Raw genomic sequence first — 20027 nt, forward strand, 5'->3', positions numbered from 1 at the left:
CATAGCCACGATGAAGCACGGATTCGGAGCGCTGAAGGCGCAGGGCAAGATAAAAGGGGACGGCACGCGCCTGTCCCGAAGTTCTTGTCTGCACGTCGGTTGGGGCGGCACGCGGCGGATGAGCCCGCGTGCCTATAGAATCATCAAGCCATTGTTTATGCGTGAGCTTTCGCGTGCTTCGTCGCATGGGCTTGTACAGGATTGGCGGGACCGCCATCATGCCAGATCGTGACGACAACCGCTTCCGGCCAAGGGTCTCGCCACCAAAATCGCGTGGTCGAGCAAGGACGCCGAAGTTCACCGCACGCGTTCTTAAGGCCGTTTCCCATTCCGGTTCGACAAGCGGCCGGTCGTTCAGTTCCGGGCAGGTGCGTTCCGGCGCCCGTCTCGGCCGCGGCCACGTCGCCGCGAAGTTCGCTGGTCAGTCCCTGCGCGGCAGTTCTCGCCGCGTGGTCATCAAGACCCGCTTGGTCAAGTTGGAGAAGGCCGGTACGCGCTCGACCATCACCCATCTGCGCTATATCGAGCGCGACGGCGTGACCAGGGACGGCGGCAAGGCCCACGCCTATGGCCCCGGCACGGATAAGGTCGATACCACCGCTTTCGAACAGCGCGGCCGCGAGGACCGACATCAGTTCCGCTTCATTGTCTCGCCAGAAGATGCGGTCGATCTTGGCGATCTGAAAGCCTTCACTCGCGATCTCATGGGCCGCATGGAAGCCGATCTAGGAACCAACCTCGATTGGGTGGCGGTCGATCACTGGAACACCGACAATCCTCACACTCATATCGTGCTGCGCGGTCGCCAGGACGCCGGATCGGATCTGGTTATCGCCCGTGACTACATCGCCGACGGCATGCGCAACCGCGCCCGTGAACTGGCAACCGAATGGCTCGGTCCTCGCACTGAGATGGAAATCCGCAATTCCATGTTGCGCGAGGTCGAACAGGAGCGCTGGGCCGGCATCGATCGGATGATCCAGCATGAGGCGGAAGCGGGTGTCATCGACCTGCTTGGCGAGCCCGCCGACGCTCAGGCTCGCTTCCGACGCACGGTGATGATCGGTCGGCTCCAGCGGCTCGTCGAGATGGGCCTTGCCGACCGCACTGGCGGTTACATCTGGGCGCTGCACGACGACGCGGAAACCGCGTTGCGTGGCATGGGCGAGCGCGGCGACATCATCCGTACCATGCAGCGCGTCATGTCCGGCGAGAAGCGTGAGCTGCTCGTGCTCGACGCGATGTCATCACAAACGCCCGTCATCGGTCGCATCGTCGACAAGGGATTGGCTGACGAACTCCATGATCGCGCCTATCTCGTTGTCGACGGGATCGATGGCCGGGCACACTATGTTCCGCTTTCGGTGAGCGCCGATCTCGAGGCTCTTCCGATCGGCGGCATCGTCGAGACGCGCGCGGTAGTGGAACGCGGGGCGGACAGGACCATCGCCAGCCTCGCTGTTGACGGCGTCTACCGCGCCGAACACCATCTTGTGGTGGAGCGCGCCGAAGCCAAGCCAGGACACGATCCGGAGAGCTTCGTCGCCGCACACGTCCGTCGACTCGAAGCCCTTCGCCGGGTCGGGATTGTCGACCGTATGGAAGATGGCGTCTGGCGCGTGCCGGCCGACCTCGCCGAGCGCGGTAAAGCTCATGATGCCCGCGGCCTTGGTGGTGTCGACGTCGAGCTTCGATCGCATCTGCCGCTTGATCGCCAGACGCGTGCGATTGGTGCGACTTGGCTCGACCGGCAACGCTTTGGCGACACCTCCTCACTCGCGCAGACCGGATTCGGCGCCAGCGTTCGAGAGGCCATGCGCGAGCGGGAGAACTTCCTCGTCGATCAGGGCCTAGCCGAGCGGCGTGGGCAGCGTGTGTTGCTCGTCCGGAATCTGCTCGCCACGCTGCGAGATCGGGAAGTCGAAACCGCTGCCAGAAAGATCGTCGAGGAGACCGGCCTGCATCATCGCGCCGTGCGCGACGGAGAACACGTAGCCGGCATCTATCGCCGCTCCATCATGCTCGCCAGTGGCCGCTTTGCCATGCTGGACGACGGCGTGGGATTCAGCCTCGTGCCGTGGCGTCCGGTGCTGGAAAAGCGCCTTGGCCAGACGGTCGGTGGGGTTGTTCGTGGCAATAGCGTCTCCTGGGAGTTCGGGCGGCACAAGGGACTGGGAATTTGACGTCAACCTTGACGCCGAGCCACGCGACGACCATCTTCGACGTGGGCTTGCCACCTTCGACCTTTCGCCGGGTCAAACGGCCTAAATATTGATCCTCATGCCACCTCTCATCGATCCTTGCGGATTGGGCTGGCTGTGTAATCGGCGAACTGCTCGAGCCCGCAACCGAGGACTTGATGATGAGATTGGAAATCACCGCAAACGATGTCGAGGACATGAAGGCAGAGCTGCGTGCAACTCTGCCGGAGGTGAAATCGTCGCATAGGATCGAGGCTCTTGCTCGGGGCCTCGGGTGGAACACCAATGCCGCCATGAGGGCGAGCCTCGCGAATGGCTCAGCCGAGGTTTCCACCAACGAAGGAGCCTTCCTGGGCTATCTCCAAGAGCACGGTTTCGATTCCGAACATGGACGGATCGCACGCACTTTGGCCAAGGTCGGCATTCGACGTGCGATGGCGCTGGAACCGCTCCTCACTCAATTCGGCTACAATGTTTATCGCGGCCGTTCAAAGACCCCTGAGGAGCGCCGGGCCGAGTTCATGGCAGACCGAGCGTCAATGCTGGGCGATCACGCCGCCGATGAGTTCATCCAAGCATGCCGTTTTCTATCGCAATTCAGCAAACGTAAGACGATCAACCGCAAATCTTCTAGTTATGGTCTGAAACATCAGGCTGAACGTTTCGGGGATTCGCGGCATTCGCGTGGTTATGTCGCGAATGGAATGCTGATCGCAGCCGCCTTAACCCTTGGCTTCAAGGTCCAGCAGATCGATCCAGATTCTCCAAATGCGTGGTTCAACATCAGCTCCAAGATGACGAACGACGGAGCAAAGCTGGCGTTGGCTGCCTAGCCAAGCGCGGGATTGAGAACAGCTCAACTTTATCGTCATTGGCGCTTTCAATTCTTACCGAAAGTGCCAATGACATCGCTCAGAAGCGCGGGACCGTGATCGATCGCATGAGCCAATGCGAAGTCGGGAATGTCGACATGGCTTCTAAGCTAAGCGGAGTATATACCCGCTTGCATCACCCATTTTGGTGCGTTGCACCAATCGTTATCGGGGTAGACGCCTTCCGCGTATACTAAAAGTAGAATGCGGGTACTGTATTGCGCCGCTGTATGCTGTTTGTCTCTGGCGCGTCTTGGTGCTCAAGATATTTCTAGCGGTTTACGTGACTCATTGCCGCAATACCAAATTGCCATCAGTAGTAAGAAATGGTAAGGAGTGATGTCGGATCGTACTTAGATCATAGTTGCCGCTGTTACGCGCAAGAATGGTCTTTGACTTAACCCCTTCAAGCAACAAGCCTTATGCCTTGTCGGTCGTTCGCACGGCCGAAAACTGCGGCTGTTGCAGGAGCGGGAATGACACCGACGAAGGTGTTGATCGGTCAGATGCTGGTGGTGTTCGGCATCGCGCTTGCCGGCACCTGGGCCGCCACGCAGTGGGTGGCCTTTGAGCTCGGCTTCCAGCGACGCCTTGGAGAACCCTGGTTCCTAATCGACAACTTACCAGTCTACTACCCTTGGCGGTTGTTCGAGTGGTGGTATGTTTACGATGCCTATGCTCCAGACGTTTTCCAAACGGGGGGTACGGTCGCTGGCGGCAGCGGCGTCATTGCCGCTCTGTCCGCCATCATCGGTTCCGTCTGGCGCGCCCGGCAATCGAAGCTCGTCACCACCTATGGCTCCGCCCGCTGGGCCGATAAGACTGACATCGCGGCGGCGGGCCTGACGAAGCCCGCCGGCGTCTTTCTCGGGCTCATGGCCAGCACCTATCTGCGCCATGCCGGCCCCGAACACATCATGGCGTTTGCGCCGACGAGAAGCGGCAAGGGCGTTGGGCTCGTTGTGCCGACGCTGCTGTCATGGCCGCACTCTGCTGTCATCCATGACATCAAGGGGGAAAACTGGACGCTGACCGCCGGCTGGCGCGCGCAGTTCTCCCATTGCCTCCTGTTCAATCCGACCGACCCGAGGAGCGCCGCCTATAATCCTCTTTTGGAAGTCCGTAGAGGCGTCCATGAGGTCCGCGACGTCCAGAACATTGCGGACATATTGGTGGATCCCGAAGGCGCGTTGGAGCGGCGCAATCACTGGGAAAAGACCAGCCATTCGCTTCTAGTCGGCGCCATCTTGCATGTCCTCTACGCCGAAGAGGACAAAACGCTCCGCGGTGTGGCCAACTTTCTCTCCGATCCGGCCCACCCCTTCGAGAAGGCCTTGTGGTCCATGATGACCACGGCGCATCTCGGGGAGCCTGGCCCGCATCCAGTCGTTGCCAGCGCTGCGCGCGAGGTGTTGAACAAGAGCGAGAACGAGCGCTCCGGTGTGCTCTCGACCGCCATGTCGTTCCTCGGCCTCTATCGCGATCCGACGGTCGCGACCGTCACATCGTGCTGCGATTGGCGCATCGCCGACCTGATCGCCGCTGATCATCCGGTCTCGCTTTATCTGGTCGTGCCGCCTTCGGACATTTCGCGCACCAAACCGCTCATTCGCTTGATCCTCAACCAGATCGGCCGTCGGCTGACAGAAAGCCTCGACGGCTCGGACGGTATCGCCCGCAAGCACAAGCTGCTTCTCATGCTCGACGAGTTTCCGGCGCTCGGCCGGCTGGACTTCTTCGAGAGCGCCTTGGCCTTCATGGCCGGCTATGGCCTGCGATCCTTCCTCATCGCGCAGAGCCTCAACCAAATCGAAAAGGCTTACGGGCCGAACAATTCCATCCTCGACAACTGCCACGTTCGAATCGCCTTCGCGACCAACGACGAACGCACAGCCAAACGCATTTCGGACGCGCTCGGCACGGCGACGGAACTTCGCGCCCAGCGCAACTATGCCGGTCACCGTCTGTCGCCCTGGCTCGGGCACCTCATGGTATCTCGGCAAGAGACGGCCCGCCCGCTCTTGACACCCGGCGAGGTCATGCAGCTTCCCGACACCCAAGAAGTCATCATGGTCTCCGGCCATCCGCCGGCCAAGGCCACCAAGATCCGGTATTTCGCCGACAGCAATTTCACTTCGCGCGTGCTGCCGACACCGGTTCTCTCAGACGATGGATATGCTGATCGGCCGGCAGCGCGAGCGGACGATTGGACCGGCCTTCTGCGGCCGAAATCTTCTATCGCCGCTTCTACGGGCGCACAGGAATCGGCCGTGCCCGTAGAAGGCGGACATCAGCTCGTACCGGAGCTCGACGAGGCCGAAGTCATACGTCTGCATGATGGCCGCAATGACGATCTGTCCGTCCTCGACGACGAGACCGACAACCCCGCCACACGCGACGGTAAGCTCCCCAAACCGGACCGACAGTTCCGGCGCGTGGCGCGTCTGGCCTCGCTCGACCCCGATGACGGGATCGCGCTATGAGCAAAGCCCGTCTCAACATCTTCATCGAGCCCGACCACGCCAAGCGGCTGCGCCAGCTTGCTGCCCTCAAAGGTGAAACGAAATCGGCGATCGTCGCGGCTGCGCTTTCTTCCTATCTCTCTCCCGATGGTGCCGACCGGCGAGAGGCGGCGCTGGCCTCACGCCTCGATCGACTGTCGAACCAGTTCGGCCGCCTGGAACGCGACCAGACCATCCTGATCGAAACCCTGGCGCTATTCATCCGCTACACGTTGTCGGTTTCAGCTCCGCTTCCAGAGGCGCATCAGAAGGCGGCTCGCGCGCAGGGGCGCCTACGCTTCAACCAATTCGTCGACCAACTCGGCCGCCACCTGCAGCGTGGCGGCAGCCTCGTTCGGCAGGTCCATGAAGAAATCTTCCCTGATGAAGGTCGCTTCTTCGGCCTGGCCGATGACAACGAGGATCAGGGGTCCGCTGGATCGGAAGACCACGATGCCGAGGCGGCGCCGCATGATGGATAGGCCGCGCTCCCCGTCCCGGATCGTCAGCGATCGCCAGGTCCGCATGCTGCGCAGCGCCATGGGGCCTGCGATCATCGCCGCGCTCGACGATCCGGACGTCGTGGAAGTCATGCTCAATCCTGACGGAAAGCTTTGGATCGACAGGCTCGGCTCGGGCCGCGAGCCCACGGGCGCCATCCTCTCCCCGGAGGATGCCGCCCGCATCATCAAGGTCGTGGCGAACCATGTCGGTCTCGAGGTCAACCGCGAGCATCCGATTCTCTCCGCCGAGTTGCCGGAAACGGGTGAAAGGTTCGAAGGCGTCTTGCCGCCCATCGCCGTCGCGCCGATCTTCGCCATCCGCAAGCGCGCCGCCGGCGTCATCCCGCTGGCCCGATATGTGGCCAACGGCATCATGACCGAGGTGCAGGCGGAGTTTCTAAAGAGTTCTGTCCTCGATCGGCGGAACATCATCATTGCTGGTGGAACGTCGACGGGAAAGACCACCCTCGCCAACGCCCTGCTCCAGGAGATCGCGGCAACCGGCGATCGCGTCCTGGTGCTCGAAGACACGATCGAGCTGCAATGTGTAGCCGACGATCATGTGGCTCTCCGGACAAAGGCCAATACCGTCTCCACCGCCGATCTGGTGCGTTCCACCTTGCGGCTTCGTCCGGACCGCATCGTTGTTGGCGAGGTGCGCGGCGCTGAAGCACTGGATCTCCTGAAGGCGTGGGGAACCGGACACCCCGGCGGCATCGCGACATTGCATGCAGGCTCGGCGCGAGGAGCACTCACCCGGCTGGAGCAGCTCATACAAGAAGTCGTCGTCACCGTGCCGCGCGCGCTGATCGCGGAGGTCGTGGACATCATCGTCTTCATTGCCGGGCGCGGTAGCAAACGCCGTGTCGAGGACATCATCCGCGTCACGGGCCTCGACGGCGATGCCTACGCAATAGAGCACTTCACAGGAGATTAGGGATGCCGCCCATCACGTCCGTATTCACGCTTTTCCTGAATGCGGGAACAAACCAGAAACGTAAATCAGCAAGTGCGGATTCGTGCGTTTCCGTAAATCCGGAGACACGCCTTTCAGCAAATCCACTTTCGAGCATTGCAGGAAACCTTCGAAACCGGATCTCCGGAACGGCGGCTTTGCTGATGTCCGCCTTTCTGGCTTCCCCAGCTTACGCCGCTGGTTCGTCCATGCCATGGGAAGCGCCCCTGCAATCCATCCTTGAATCGATCGAGGGGCCGGTCGCCAAGATCATCGCCGTAATCATCATCATCGTGACCGGGCTCACCTTGGCGTTCGGCGATGCCGGCGGCGGCTTCCGCAAGCTGGTCCAGATCGTCTTCGGCCTCTCCATCGCTTTCGCCGCCAGTTCCTTCTTCCTCAGCTTCTTCAGCTTTGGCGGCGGGGCGCTGGTCTAATGGTGGTCCAGGCCGACGGCTTCGAAGTGCCGCTGCACCGCTCACTGACAGAGCCCGTCCTGCTGGGCGGCGCCCCGCGATCGGTAGCGATCCTCAACGGGACACTCGCCGCCGCCATCGGCATCGGCCTGCATCTGTGGATTGGCGGCATCGTGCTCTGGATGGCGGGCCATGCGCTCGCCGTCTGGGGGGCGAAGGCCGATCCCCAGTTCATGGAGGTCTTCGCCCGCCACCTGAAGCACCGCGCGTTTCTGGAGGCGTGAGTTCATGATGAACCTTGCCGAATATCGCAAGCGCCCCGCGAGCCTCGCGGATTATCTGCCTTGGGCCGGGCTAGTCGCATCAGGCATCGTGCTCAACAAGGATGGTGCGTTCCAACGCACCGCGCAGTTTCGTGGCCCCGACCTCGACAGCGCAACGGAAAGCGAGCTGGTGGCGACCACTGCCCGGCTCAACAACGCGCTGAAGCGCCTCGGCTCCGGCTGGGCGCTGTTCGTCGACGCTGAACGGCGCATCGCCGCCGGATATCCCATCTCGGAATTTCCCGACGCGGTGTCGTGGCTCGTAGAGGAAGAGCGGCGCGCGGCGTTCGAGGAAGCAGGCACACATTTCGAGAGCGCCTACTGCATCACACTCGCCTTCCTGCCGCCGTCCGAAAGCAAGGCCCGCGCCGGCCAGCTCCTCTACGAGAGCACCGAGCGGCGCACCGTGAATTGGCGCGACCATCTCGCAGCCTTCATTTCCGAGACCGACCGCTTTCTCTCCTTGCTCGACGGCGTCATGCCGGAGATCCGCTGGTTCTCCGACGAGGAGACGCTGACTTACCTTCACGCCTGCATCTCCACGCAGAGGCACCCTGTCGCCGTTCCCCAGGTGCCGTTCCATCTCGATGCGCTGTTGCCTGACTGCGATTTCACCGGTGGATTGGCGCCGATGCTGGGGGACCAGCATGTGCGTGTGCTGACCATTCGCGGCTTTCCGCCCTCGACCTGGCCCGGCGTCCTTGACGACCTCAACCGTCTCGGCTTCGCCTATCGTTGGTCCACCCGTTTCCTGTCGCTCGATAAGGCGGAAGCCGAACGCGAGCTGACCAAGGTGCGGCGGCAATGGTTCGCGAAGCGCAAGGGTATCGTCACGCTGCTGCGCGAAACGATCTTCCAGCAGGAAGTTTCGCTGGTCGATTCAGACGCCGCCAACAAATCCGCCGATGCGGACGAAGCATTGCAGGAGCTAGGCTCAGATGCCGTGGCCTATGGCTATGTCACGGCCACCGTTACGGTCATGGATAAAAGCGCGGACCTCGCTGACGAGAAGCTGAAGGCCGTCGAGCGGATCATCCAGGGGCGTGGCTTCGTCACCATTCCGGAGACGCTGAACGCGACGGAGGCATGGCTATCCTCGATCCCTGGACATGCCTACGCCAATGTTCGACAGCCGCTGATCTCGACTCTGAACCTCTCACACATGATGCCGGTCTCGGCGGTTTGGGCCGGCCCCGAGAAGAACGGCCATCTCGATGCTCCGCCGCTGATCGTTACCCGCACGGCCGGCGGCACGCCGTTCCGGCTCGTCACTCATGTCGACGATGTCGGCCACACCCTGATCGTCGGCCCTACCGGTGCCGGCAAATCCGTGCTGCTGGCGATGCTGGCGCTCCAATTCCGCCGCTATGCCGGCTCGCGCATCTTTATCTTCGATAAGGGTGGCTCGGCTCGCGCCACCGTCTTGGGCCTCGGCGGCGAGTATTACGATCTCGGATCCTCCGACGCCATTGCCTTTCAGCCACTCGCCCGCATTGAGGATGAAGACAGCCGCTCGTGGGCGGCCGATTGGATCGCCGGCCTGCTCGGGCATGAACACGTCGAAATCGTGCCCGATGTGAAGGACGCCGTCTGGTCGGCACTGACCAGCCTTGCATCCGCCCCACGTGAAGAGCGAACGCTCACCGGCTTTTCCACGCTGTTGCAATCGAACCGGCTCCGCCAGGCGCTGCAACCCTACACCCTGTCGGGGCCACATGGCCGGCTGCTGGACGCCGATGCCGATCGGCTTGGCTTCGGCGACGTGCAGGGCTTCGAAATGGAGGAACTGATGCACACGGCGAGCGCCGTGACGCCGGTCCTCACCTATCTTTTTCATCGTCTCGATGAGCGTTTCGACGGATCGCCCACGCTGCTCGTGCTCGATGAGGCTTGGGTATTTCTCGACGATCCCATCTTCGCTGCGCGCATCCGTGAATGGTTGAAGGTGCTGCGCAAAAAGAACGTCGCCGTCGTCTTCGCCACCCAGTCGCTTGCCGACATCCAGCGTTCTGCCATCGCGCCAGCCATCGTCGAGAGCTGCCCGAGCCGGATCTTCCTGCCGTCGCCGCAGGCGAGCGAACCGCAGCTCCGCACGATCTATGAAGGATTTGGCCTCAACAGCCGCCAGATCGATATCATCACGCGGGCTCAGCCGAAGCGGGATTACTACTACCAATCCCGTCTCGGCAATCGGCTGTTCGACCTCGATCTCGGACCTGTGGCGCTCGCCTTCGCCGGTGCCAGCCGCCCCGAGGATCATCGCCAGATGGACGATGTCCTCGTGTCCCATGGGCGCGATGCCTTTGCCGCAGCATGGCTCGACGTGCGCGGGCTCGATTGGGCAGCCGACCTCATCCGCCAATTCCCGCTTCCGCAAAATCAGGAGACCGCATCATGAGGACACCACTTTGCCTTGCCGGTGCCTGCGCGCTCGGCATCGCTCTCGCGCCGCCGGTCGCGGCGCAGATCGTCTTCGATCCGAACAACTACAGCCAGAATGTGCTGTCGGCGGTTCGAGCCCTGGACCAGGTCAACAACCAGATCAAGAGCCTGCAAAACGAAACTCAGTCGCTCCTCAATCAAACAAAGAACCTGACGAGCCTCGATTTCTCCGCACTAAACGATCTGAAACAGTCCGTCGCCAAGACGGAGCGCCTTATCAGCGAGGCCGAGGGCTTGAGCTTCGACATATCGGCGATGGAACGGCAATTCCAGCAGCTCTACCCGAAGGAATACGCGGCGTCCGCATCGAGCGATCAGATCCTCGCCGATGTGCGAAAGCGCTGGGAGCAGTCTCGATCCGCTCTGGAAACGGCCATGAAGATGCAGGCGCAGGTCTCCGAAAACCTCGCCTCCGATGAGGCTACTCTCGGCGATCTCGTCACTCGCAGCCAGTCGGCAACGGGGAATCTCGACGCGACGCAGGCGACCAACCAGCTCCTTGCCCTTCAGGCTAAGCAAGCTATCGACGCCTCCCGGCTCAAGCTCTCTCAGGACCGCGCCGTCGCCGCGGAGCAGGCCCGTGCCGTCGCGGAGGAGGAGCGGGCACGTGAGGTTCGCCGCCGATTCATGGGTGATGGCAGCAGCTATACGCCGGCACCCGTCCGGTTGTTCCGCGATTGAGGGACCCGCCATGCTCAGACAAATCATCCGTCTCTCTGTCGTGGCCGCGATTGCCATCGGCGCCGGGCTTCTCGTCCAATCCGCGCGGGCGGCCGACACGGTGGACAGCCTCGCCGCCGATCCGCAACGGCTCCGTGAGGTGCAAAAGCTTTGCAAAGACGACTGGGCTGGGACAGGCGACGAACTGTGCACCATGGCCAGCAAAGCGCAGCGCCGCCGCTTCATGGGTTCTGGCAAAACGCCGTACACGCCACATCCGGTCGATCTGTTCCCGTCACTGAAGAAGAGCGGAACTCCGGAGAAAACCGACCCCGTCGCTCCGGACGCGGAGTGATTGTCCATGGACGATCTCTCCGTCATCGACCGTTTCACCGACACCTTCTCGCAATATATCGATAGCGGGTTTGGCCTGCTTCACGGTGAGATCGCTTACCTTTCGGCGACGCTCATCGCCATCGATATAACGCTCGCCGGCCTGTTCTGGGCATTCGGAGCCGGCAATGACGAGATTCTGGCGAAGCTCATCAAGAAGGTCCTCTATGTCGGAGCCTTCGCCTACATCATTACAAACTTCAATTCGCTGGCCGGCATCATCTTCAGATCCTTCGCCGGGCTAGGCCTGACCGCCTCTGGCTCCGGCCTGTCCCAGGACGATTTCCTGCGTCCCGGAAAGCTCGCCTCTGTCGGCATGGACGCCGGCCGGCCGATCCTCGCACAGATAGGCGACCTGTCCGGCTTCACCTCCGTCTTCTCCAACATCGACACCATCGCCGTTCTGTTCCTCGCCTGGCTCGTGGTCATCGTCAGTTTCTTCGTGCTCGCGGTGCAGCTCTTTGTGACGTTGCTGGAGTTCAAGTTGACTACGTTGGCCGGCTTCGTGCTGGTGCCCTTCGCATTTTGGAACAAGACCGCCTTCCTGGCCGAACGCGTGCTCGGCAATGTCGTGTCGTCCGGGATCAAGATCCTGGTCCTTGCCGTAATCGTTGGTATCGGCAACGGCCTCTTCGCCGAATTTCGCGCCTCGGCGGGAGCAGAGCCGTCCATCGATCACGCGCTGGCGATCATGCTGGCGTCGCTCGCCATGCTTGGGCTGGGCATCTTCGGCCCGTCGATCGCGACGGGTCTCGTCTCCGGAGCCCCGCAGCTCGGCGCGGGTGCAGTCGCCGGTACCGCGCTCGCCGCCGGCGGCATGGCGGTCGCGGCAGGCGCCGGAGCTGTCGGCGCGGCACGGCTTGGCGGGGCCGCTATCGGTTCCGGCGTTAAGGCGGCATCCACCATGTCGGGCGGCGCGCGCGCCGCCTTCGAGCTTGGTGCAGCGACGTCCGGTGCGTCTGGCATGGGAGCGGTCGGAGCTGGTCTTGCCGGCGTGGCGCAAGCGGGTGGTGGCGCCGTCATACAAGCGGGTCGCAGTGTCGCGTCTCGCGTCGCGGGCACGGTCGGCGCCCGTGCTTCCGCTGGCGCCCGTGGCGCTTGGACGGCCACCGGCGGCAAGCCCGTGGGAGCGATGGGTGGGGCTGGAAACGATGCGTCGTTCGCCGGTGCCGGCGGTGCTCCCGCATGGGCCAATCGCGTGAGAAATGGACCGAGCGGCTCGCACGTCTCCCACGGTGCCACCACCGCAGCCCATGCTTTGCGCTCCGGCGATCATGGTGGCTCCGGCGCCAATCCATCTCTGCGACAAGAGGATTGAACGATGCGGTTCAAACGCGCCGATGTGCGCTATTCACAAACGTCGGAACCCTCAACGCCCTATCAGGCCGCCGGCCAACTCTGGGACGAACGCCTCGGGTCCGCCCGCATTCAGGCCCGAAATTGGCGGCTCATGTCCTTCGGCTGTCTGACGCTTGCCGTAGGCATGGCCGGCGGTCTGCTGTGGCAGGCGGGCCGCTCCACCGTCACGCCCTATGTGGTCGAAGTCGATCAGCTCGGCCAAGTAAAGGCCGTTGGCCCGGCCGTGGAGGCCTATCGGCCGACCGACGCCCAGATTGCCTACGCGCTCGCGCGCTTCATACAGAACGTGCGCGCACTGCCTACCGATCCCATCGTGGTGCGGCAGAACTGGCTCGAGGCTTACGACTTCACCACCGATCGCGGCAGCGCCGGGTTGAATGACTATGCGCGTGCCAACGATCCGTTCGGCAAGGTCGGCAAAATGTCGGTCGCCGTCGAGGTCACCAGCGTCGTGCGCGCATCCGACAGCTCCTTCCAGATCCGCTGGATCGAGCGGCGCTATGAAAACAATCAGCTTGCCGGCACGGATCGCTGGACCGGCATCCTCACCATCATCATGCAACCACCGCGCACCGAGGACCGGCTGCGTAAGAATCCTCTCGGCATTTTCGTCAACGGCATCAACTGGAGCCGTGAACTCGGCGCCGGCGGGTCGTGAAGGAGAAAAGGATCATGACCCGCATGCTGCCATTCCGCATTCTCCTCCTCTCGTCCGTCACGTTGCTGGCGGGTTGCGCCGGGAAAACACCGCCGCCGGAAATCTCCCTGGATGAACCCTACGAGGCGAGCCGGATCGTCGAGCCGGCTGGTCCCGTCGAAATAGTCGAGCTGCCGAAACCATTGCCGCTGCCTGGCCAGTTAAAGCCGATGCCGGTCAAGGGCGGAACAGTTGAACCTGCCGATCCGAAGCTACGCGTCACGACGGCCAATGATGCAGCCCGCGTGCAGCCGACCCGCACCGGCTATGTCAATGCAACGCAGGTCTGGCCCTACATGGCTGGCGCGCTCTATCAGGTTTATGCGGCGCCTGAAAAAGTAACGGACATAGCCCTGCAGAGCGGCGAAGAGCTGATCTCCGTCTCGGCCGGCGACACCGTGCGATGGGTGATCGGCGACACGACCAGCGGTGGGGGCGGAAGCCAGCAGACCCACATCTTGGTGAAACCCACGCGGCCGGATCTGAAGACCAATCTGGTGGTTAACACCAACCGCCGGACCTACCTCCTCGAACTCACATCGACGCCCCAGACCTGGATGGCGTCGGTCTCCTGGGACTATCCACACGACCGTCTTCTCGCGCTGCAACGTCAGAATGATCGTGCGGGGACTGCCACGCCGGTCGCAAATGCCGTTGCACTCGAGCGAGTCCAGTTCCGCTATGAGATCACGGGCGATAATCCATCGTGGCGGCCGACCCGCGTCTTCGATGACGGTGAGAAGGTCTATATCCAGTTTCCCGCCGGTATCGCCCAGGGCGAGTTGCCAACCCTGTTCGTTGTCGGCCCCACCGGGGAGAACCAGCTCGTCAACTACCGCGCGAAGCCACCTTATTACATCGTCGATCGCCTGTTCGGTGCGGCCGAGCTTCGTCTTGGAGGCGAGAAGCAGCAGATCGTGCGCATCTCGCGCACCGACGGCAACCGGCGGGGGATCTTCGGGCTATGACCGTGCCACCCAAATCCCCACCCCCCGATCTCGCCATTCGCGCCAAGCCGCGTCCGGTAACCCGTCTCAATCGCTTGACCTTGGTGGTGCTCGCCGGCGCCGTCTCCGCCGCAGTGCTTGGCGCGATGATTTGGGCATTGCAAGGCCGGGAGAGATCAGCTCGGACCGGCGAGGAGCTCTACAATACCGACCGCGTCAACCCGGCGGAGGGGCTGCAAACGTTGCCGCGCGACTATACGCAGGTTCAACCACCGAAGCTCGGTGCCCCCTTGCCCGGCGAGCTCGGAGGACCTGTCGTGCGCACCGAGCGGGAGGCAGGCATTCCGCCCATGCCAGAGCGGCCGAGTTTCAGGGCCGATCCGGAAGAGGATGCCAAACGCGCGGCGCGACTTCGTGCCCAGCAGGAAGCGGAAGCCGCAGCGAAGGCAGCCGTGTTCTTTCAGACCACACGCCCGAAGCAGGAGGTATCGGCAACCGCGCCCGCCTCGCCGGAGCCAAACCGGCTCGATCTCACCGCCATACGCGCTGCCGGTGCGGAAACTGCCGTTGCTCCGCCCGCCGATGAAATGACCACGCAGAACATGCAGGATCGCAAGCAGGCGTTCGCAAGCCGAGAGGCCGACCAGAAGATTTACGGATCTGGAACTCTCCAGACGCCGCACTCGCCCTATCAAGTGATGGCCGGCACCATCATTCCAGTCGCCTTGGTGACGGGGATCAATTCCGATCTGCCGGGCCAGATCATCGGCACCGTCACCGAGAATGTCTATGACACGGCGACGGGCAGGCATCTCTTGATCCCCCAGGGCGCCCGCCTGATGGGCCAATACGATTCCGGCGTCGCCTTCGGCCAGAGCCGTGTGCTCCTGGTCTGGAATCGCCTCGTCATGCCGGACGGCTCCTCCATCGTGCTGGATCGTCTCTCCGGCGTCGATACGGCCGGCTATTCGGGCCTTGAAGATGAGGTGGACAATCACTGGTTCCGCCTGATCGGAAGCGCGGTCCTCTCCTCGCTGCTCGGCATCGGCGCCGAACTGGCAGCGCCTCAAAATCAGGGGACGAACGGCGATCAGGTCATCATCGCGACGCGCGACGGCGCCCAGGACACCATCAACGATGTCGGCCAGCAGATCACACGGCGCAATCTCAATATTCAGCCGACCTTGAAGGTGCGACCGGGCTTTCCGGTCCGCGTCATCGTCAATAAGGATCTCGTCTTGCGACCCTATCGCGCCGCCCCGATGACGGCTGACATCAGGAGGGATGATTGACCAGAAAGCTTAGCCTCGGACCGGTGCCGAAAGCCGAAACCGTCAAACTCACCATCACCATAACGGTGCAACTTCGGGCCGACCTCGACCGATATGCCGCTCTTCATTCCGAGCTTCATGGCACGGTTGTCGATGCGGCGACATTGGCTCCGCTCATGCTCGAAACCTTCATCGCTCGTGACAAGGGATTCCGCGCCGCACGGCCTGGCCGTACAGGCTCTTTAAGTAATCGTCCGAGCTCGCTCGATGAAACGAGATAGTGGCTCGTTGAGTGTCCCCTCACGCACCATCAGCCAAGTCTTCAGATCGGTGGGCGCATCGCTCAGGGGCCGGAGGGCAATGCCATTCACCTCGATCGCCTCGAGTTGAGCGGCGGTCGCTATTCCGATGCCATAGCCCGCAAGAACCAGCGTAACCAACACCGGAAGCGTCGTGGTGCGACTAACAATATTGGGGGTCGAGCTTGCGGTTCGAACAAGCTGTTCGATCTCGGATTGCTGGCTAAGACCCGTATCGGGCCGACTTAGAATGAGAGGCTCTTTAACAATCCCAGACAGTTTGATCCGCTTCTTTCCGGCCAGAGGATGACCACTCGGCATCAAAGCGATCGGCGGGTCTCGCCAGACTGCTTCGGACAAAATCCCCTTGCCGTATCCGCTCTCAGGCGTGAGCGCCGCATCAAGAAAGCCGCTTCGCAAGCCTTCGATATTCTGCGTCACTGACGCTTCATGGATATATACGACGACTTGCGGACCTTCATGTGTTACTTCGAATATCAGTCGTGCGAGGCGTGCCAATGGTACACCGTCGCAAATGCCGATGTGCAAATGGCTGATTGTGTCTCCCGTCGCTGCTGCCGTGCGAACGTCTGTGCGTGCTTCGTCGGCGGATGCGAGGAGCGCACGCGCATGGACGAGAAGACGTTCACCGGCTGGCGTCAGCTTCGTGGATCGCCGTGTACGTTCGAATAATATTACGCCAAGGCGCCGTTCGAGAGTCTTGATTGATCGGGACAATGGGGATTGCTCGATGCCGGCGCGTTGTGCGCCACGTGTAAAATGGAGCTCTTCTGCGACCGCCACGAAATGCCGAAGATGACGAAGCTCCATTCTCGCTCCTATTGACATGACAATGATTATTAACACTTTATCTGACTAATATGATTACGATAATTATTATATACACGTGCGCACATGCATTAAAATTACGTCCGCGGAATATGAATGTAAATAATATATCAAATATTTTACGGTGTAGAATTTCCGAAGTGATGTGGCTCGGTGATTGCGGTCAAATTGACGGGCGGCTCCATCTTCTCCGCGGCCTCCCGTCTTTCGCTGTACCGGCTCGTGAGATACGAGCTGCGATCCCTCGTCAGAAGCGTGAACTTCATCAGTTCCTCCATCACATCGACCACGCGGCTATAGTAAGTTGATGGCTTCATGCGCCCCGCCTCGTCGAATTCCTGGTAGGCATTCGCCACCGACGATTGGTTGGGGATCGTCACTATGCGCATCCAGCGTCCGAGTACGCGCAGCGCGTTGATGGCATTGAACGATTGCGACCCGCCACTGACCTGCATCACCACCAGAATCTTGCCTTGGGTGGGACGCACGGCTCCAATTTCAACGGAAATCCAGTCGATCTGGCTTTTGAACACGCCAGTGATCGTCCCGTGCCGTTCTGGGCTGCGCTGGACCTGCCCTTCCGACCAAGCTGAGAGCGCCCGTAATTCCTGCACCTTCGGATGGTCTGCCGGAACGCTGTCCGGCAACGGCAGCTCGCGTGGGTCGAAAATCCGTGTTTCAGCTCCCATGCGAGTGAGAAGCCGTTCCGCTTCTTCGGTGCGGAGGCGGCTGTAGGACCGCTCCCTCAGCAAGCCATACAAAAGCAGGATGCGCGGCGGATGGACGGAGGCCTGTCGCACGTCCAGCTTTGCGAGATCCGGAAGATCGAGGTGATCCGCATCAAGTGCGAGAAAGGTAGGATCGGCAGCGACGTCATGCGACATGCGTAAATTCCAGTAGTCAATGTTGGAATGGGCCATCCGGCCCGAGAGGATGGCCGCGGCCCAGGACCCGGCAGCGAGGACAAGGGCCCCGGCGATGGCGGCCAGAAGCACTGCATCGTAGGATCCCGTCTGCGCCCAGAGGATCGCGGCACCGACAGGCGCCAGAGCCCTGGCGATGGTGCCGGGAGCAGCAAGGGCCCCGTTGACGGCGCCGTAGGCATCGCGTGTCAACAACTCCGGCACTGCGAGGCCGCGGACGATAGTCATGATGCCATTGGCGGCGCCATAGAGCGCTGCGACGAAGGCGATGACGGCGAAGCTCGGTGGCAGCATGTCGAGAGCGAGGAGCGCCACGGGAAAGGCCAGCACCACGCAGCAACCGATCAGGTGTACAGACGCTCGCGGTGCGAATGCCCAGATGGCGATGCGGCCCGCGACCTGAGCCGGACCGATAATGCCGCGGAACCGGCTGGTGGCACGATGACCGCTTTTAATGGCGCGCGCGGGATTGCGGCCAAAGCCGGTAGCCCGCGCGCGCATCACCCGTCAGTCAGGGCAGGGTTTCGATGGCGAGCGCGATGCCCTGGCCGCCGCCGATGCACAGGGTAACGATGCCACGCCTCAATCCGTCGCGCCGCATCGAATGGATGAGCCGCGTGGTCAGGATCGCCCCGCTCGCGCCGATGGGATGGCCATGGGCGATGGCCCCGCCTTCCACATTGACGATCTCTTCGGCAAGGCCGAGCTCGCGGGTGACGGCGAGGGCGATCGCCGCGAAGGCCTCGTTGATTTCCACCCGCTCAACGTCCGCGATCGTCCAGCCCGCACGCCCCAGCGCCTGCCGCACCGCCGGCACCGGACCGATGCCGAACATGCCCGGCTCCACCGCGCCGACGCCGAAGGCGACGAGCCGCGCCACCGGCTCAAGGCCGTTCGTTGCAGCAAAATCGCGTTCGGCAAGGATCATCGCCGCGGCGCCGGTATTGAGCCCGGGCGCGTTTCCAGCGGTGATGGTGCCGTCCTTGCGGAAAGCCGGCTTCAGCTTGGCAAGGGATTCGGTCGTGGTGTCCGGCCGATTGTGCTCGTCGCGGGCGAAGATCTCCGGCCCCTTGCGGCCCTTGATCTCGACGCCGACGATCTCGGCATCGAATTTTCCGGCGGCCTGCGCCTCGGAAAAGCGCTGTTGCGAGCGCGCCGCCCAACGGTCCTGATCCTCGCGGGAGACGCCGTATTTCGTCACGAGGTCTTCGGTGTGCCAACCGGAATGCTCGCCCGAGAAGGCGTCGTTCAGGCCGTCGCGCAGCATGGAATCATAGATCTGCGCATCGCCCATGCGATAGCCCCAACGCCCGCCGCTCATAAGGTAGGGCGCGCCATCCATGTTCTCCATGCCGCCGGCGATCGCCGCATCGGCGAAGCCCAGCCAGATCTCCTGGGCGACCGAGGCAACGGCCTGGGCTCCGGAGCCGCAGACCCGGTTCACGGTCATGGCCGGCACCTCCACCGGCACGCCGCCATGGACGGCTGCCTGGCGGGCAGGGTTCATCTTGTTTCCGGCCTGAACCACATTGCCCATGATCAGGCTCGATAGCTTGGCTGCATCAAGGCCCGAGCGACGGAGCGTCTCGCGCACGACCGTCGCACCCAGCTCGGTCGCGGGAACCGCCTTCAGAGCGCCATTATAAGTGCCGATCGCCGTGCGCACCGGTGCGCAGATGACCACGTCTCGTTTCGTCATGGATTGGCCTTTCATGGACAATGACTGATGGCATGTGCACTGGCGTGGCCAGCGCACGGATGACGCTCAAGCCTTCCTTCGGATCGTCCCGTCCAATCGGGTCGCTTCCGCCACGGTGTTCGAAATCGTGCCGTACTTGCGGACGTTGGTCGGGAGCAAAGCCAGGCGCTGCTCCGTCTCGTCCGTATCGATGATCAGTTCGTAATCCACCGAGACGATCTTCGGCGGCGCGTCCTGCCGAACGGCGTGGAGCGTGACATCCACCCCGCGCAACTCGAAATTCAGCATCGGGGTCACCCGCTCGATGCCCTTGATCATGCATGCAGCGATAGCGGCGAGAAACAGTTCCGCCGGGTTGAACGCATCGGCGCGCCCGCCAATGTCGGTGTCGAGGGTGATCTCGGCCTCTTTCGTGCGGGCGAGGCTGCCATGTGCGTCGATGCGCGCCGCGCGAACCTTGTATTCCAGCATGCGGCGCTCACGCCGCGAGCCAGCGGGCGACGTCGTCCGGCTTCGGCAGACCACCCGCATGCACCACCTTGCCGTCGATGACGATGCCGGGGGTCGAGGCGATGCCGTAGCCGGCGATCAGCGCATAGTCGGTGACCTTCTCCACCGTCACGTCGAGCCCGAGCTTGGCCGCCTCGTCCCGCACCATCTGCGCTGTTGCCTCGCAGCGGGAGCAGCCGGGGCCGAGCACTTTCACGTCTTTCATGG

General features: G+C 62.4%; 20 protein-coding genes. 15 read left to right on the forward strand and 5 right to left on the reverse strand.

What is annotated here, in order from left to right; genetic code table 11:
• The first annotated feature begins 218 nt into the window (after positions 1–218).
• The 15 genes from ACU4E7_RS16460 (at position 219) to ACU4E7_RS16530 (ending at position 15821) form a co-directional block, all read left to right on the forward strand.
• Positions 219–2183 carry a DUF3363 domain-containing protein gene (locus ACU4E7_RS16460; RefSeq protein ID WP_447019487.1) on the forward strand — a complete coding sequence of 655 codons (1965 nt, stop codon included), beginning with the start codon at positions 219–221 and terminating at the stop codon, positions 2181–2183.
• 176 nt (positions 2184–2359) lie between these two features.
• Complete coding sequence (locus ACU4E7_RS16465; RefSeq protein WP_447019488.1) at positions 2360–3034, forward strand: hypothetical protein; 675 nt, start codon at positions 2360–2362, stop codon at positions 3032–3034.
• A 515-nt stretch (positions 3035–3549) separates the two neighbouring features.
• Entirely contained in the window at positions 3550–5556 is a 2007-nt protein-coding gene (locus ACU4E7_RS16470) for a conjugal transfer protein TraG (protein WP_447019489.1), read from the forward strand.
• Positions 5553–6056 carry a CopG family transcriptional regulator gene (locus ACU4E7_RS16475; protein ID WP_447019490.1) on the forward strand — a complete coding sequence of 168 codons (504 nt, stop codon included), beginning with the start codon at positions 5553–5555 and terminating at the stop codon, positions 6054–6056. Before ACU4E7_RS16470 ends, ACU4E7_RS16475 begins: the two co-directional genes overlap by 4 nt.
• Complete coding sequence (gene trbB, locus ACU4E7_RS16480) at positions 6046–7014, forward strand: P-type conjugative transfer ATPase TrbB (RefSeq protein ID WP_447019491.1); 969 nt, start codon at positions 6046–6048, stop codon at positions 7012–7014. Before ACU4E7_RS16475 ends, trbB begins: the two co-directional genes overlap by 11 nt.
• A 182-nt stretch (positions 7015–7196) precedes the next feature.
• On the forward strand, positions 7197–7469 hold the full coding sequence (locus tag ACU4E7_RS16485) for a TrbC/VirB2 family protein (protein ID WP_447021653.1): 273 nt from the start codon (positions 7197–7199) through the stop codon (positions 7467–7469).
• Positions 7469–7732: a VirB3 family type IV secretion system protein gene (locus ACU4E7_RS16490; RefSeq protein ID WP_447019492.1), complete on the forward strand. Its 264-nt coding sequence runs from the start codon at positions 7469–7471 to the stop codon at positions 7730–7732. The genes ACU4E7_RS16485 and ACU4E7_RS16490 overlap by 1 nt, the downstream gene beginning before the upstream one ends.
• A gap of 4 nt (positions 7733–7736) precedes the next feature.
• A complete protein-coding gene (gene trbE / locus ACU4E7_RS16495; protein ID WP_447019493.1) occupies positions 7737–10169 on the forward strand; it encodes a conjugal transfer protein TrbE in 2433 nt (810 codons plus the stop codon).
• Entirely contained in the window at positions 10166–10894 is a 729-nt protein-coding gene (gene trbJ / locus ACU4E7_RS16500; protein WP_447019494.1) for a P-type conjugative transfer protein TrbJ, read from the forward strand. The genes trbE and trbJ overlap by 4 nt, the downstream gene beginning before the upstream one ends.
• A gap of 10 nt (positions 10895–10904) precedes the next feature.
• Positions 10905–11228 (forward strand): hypothetical protein, encoded by a 324-nt coding sequence (locus ACU4E7_RS16505; protein WP_447019495.1) that lies wholly within the window; start codon positions 10905–10907, stop codon positions 11226–11228.
• Positions 11229–11234: 6 nt separating this feature from the next.
• Positions 11235–12584, forward strand: a complete 1350-nt coding sequence (trbL, locus tag ACU4E7_RS16510) for a P-type conjugative transfer protein TrbL (protein ID WP_447019496.1) — start codon at positions 11235–11237, stop codon at positions 12582–12584.
• Between the two features lie 3 nt (positions 12585–12587).
• On the forward strand, positions 12588–13283 hold the full coding sequence (gene trbF / locus ACU4E7_RS16515; protein ID WP_447019497.1) for a conjugal transfer protein TrbF: 696 nt from the start codon (positions 12588–12590) through the stop codon (positions 13281–13283).
• Positions 13284–13297: 14 nt separating this feature from the next.
• Positions 13298–14290: a P-type conjugative transfer protein TrbG gene (gene trbG, locus ACU4E7_RS16520; RefSeq protein ID WP_447019498.1), complete on the forward strand. Its 993-nt coding sequence runs from the start codon at positions 13298–13300 to the stop codon at positions 14288–14290.
• Positions 14287–15561 (forward strand): TrbI/VirB10 family protein, encoded by a 1275-nt coding sequence (locus ACU4E7_RS16525; protein ID WP_447019499.1) that lies wholly within the window; start codon positions 14287–14289, stop codon positions 15559–15561. The genes trbG and ACU4E7_RS16525 overlap by 4 nt, the downstream gene beginning before the upstream one ends.
• Positions 15558–15821, forward strand: a complete 264-nt coding sequence (locus ACU4E7_RS16530; protein ID WP_447019500.1) for a DUF2274 domain-containing protein — start codon at positions 15558–15560, stop codon at positions 15819–15821. Before ACU4E7_RS16525 ends, ACU4E7_RS16530 begins: the two co-directional genes overlap by 4 nt.
• On the opposite strand, the gene ACU4E7_RS16535 is transcribed toward ACU4E7_RS16530, so the two are convergent.
• The 5 genes from ACU4E7_RS16535 to ACU4E7_RS16555 all read right to left on the reverse strand — a co-directional run bounded on the left by ACU4E7_RS16535 (position 15783) and on the right by ACU4E7_RS16555 (position 20025).
• Positions 15783–16670, reverse strand: coding sequence for a LysR family transcriptional regulator (locus ACU4E7_RS16535; protein ID WP_447019501.1), 888 nt, complete (start codon positions 16668–16670; stop codon positions 15783–15785). The genes ACU4E7_RS16530 and ACU4E7_RS16535 overlap by 39 nt on opposite strands.
• 137 nt (positions 16671–16807) lie before the next feature.
• Entirely contained in the window at positions 16808–17572 is a 765-nt protein-coding gene (arsH, locus tag ACU4E7_RS16540) for an arsenical resistance protein ArsH (RefSeq protein WP_447021654.1), read from the reverse strand.
• Between the two features lie 550 nt (positions 17573–18122).
• Positions 18123–19310, reverse strand: a complete 1188-nt coding sequence (locus tag ACU4E7_RS16545; protein WP_447019502.1) for a thiolase family protein — start codon at positions 19308–19310, stop codon at positions 18123–18125.
• A gap of 66 nt (positions 19311–19376) precedes the next feature.
• Positions 19377–19781 (reverse strand): OsmC family protein, encoded by a 405-nt coding sequence (locus ACU4E7_RS16550; RefSeq protein ID WP_447019503.1) that lies wholly within the window; start codon positions 19779–19781, stop codon positions 19377–19379.
• Positions 19782–19788: 7 nt separating this feature from the next.
• Entirely contained in the window at positions 19789–20025 is a 237-nt protein-coding gene (locus ACU4E7_RS16555; RefSeq protein ID WP_012115395.1) for a thioredoxin family protein, read from the reverse strand.
• Positions 20026–20027: the final 2 nt, after the last annotated feature.

The sequence above is a fragment of the Xanthobacter sp. ZOL 2024 genome, assembly GCF_052932325.1.